The sequence below is a fragment of the Hyphomonas oceanitis SCH89 genome (assembly GCF_000685295.1).
Lineage (GTDB): Bacteria > Pseudomonadota > Alphaproteobacteria > Caulobacterales > Hyphomonadaceae > Hyphomonas > Hyphomonas oceanitis.
The window spans coordinates 1-455 of the sequence record NZ_ARYL01000170.1 but is presented as its reverse complement, the minus strand read 5'-3'; the positions used below and the strand labels follow the sequence as shown (position 1 = coordinate 455).

Annotated in this window: 1 pseudogene; it reads right to left on the bottom strand. The window is 63.1% G+C overall.

Annotated features, from left to right (window positions below):
* Window positions 1-187 (bottom strand): annotated as a pseudogene (locus HOC_RS22780) (hypothetical protein); the annotation flags it as partial.
* Window positions 188-455 lie beyond the last annotated feature (268 nt).

The window sequence follows — 455 nt, the reverse complement described above, 5'->3', positions numbered from 1 at the left end:
TCATCATTGCGAGGGCGCCTTCGAAGCCGGTCTTGGTTTCGCTGACATATCCGAGTGCGTTTGCCATGGGGGTCTCCTTTTCGTTTCCGTGGCTGTCTTCGAGGGACACCATGTCCCCGTCGACGCCGGACCGCCCGGACGGCGCGGAGCGGGCCTGAACCGGCACGGGCGCAGCAAAGCGGAGCACCGGGCAGGCGCACGAATTTGTCTCGCGAGGAGCCGCAAAGCGGCGGGGAAATTCGTGGGACTGTCCGGTTTCAGGACCGTTTCGTGTCGTCCAGGTCACACGGCAACAGACGGGAACATTGTGTGTTTCGGGGCAAGTGGAAGGGCGAAACAGGCCGCTTTGGCAATCGCACGCGGAGGCCAGAGGAACCCCACAGACGGGCGATTTTTCCAAAGGCGCATCTGCCATGAGCTGCGCCGCGCGCGTACGCAGTCATCCGGTAGAAGCA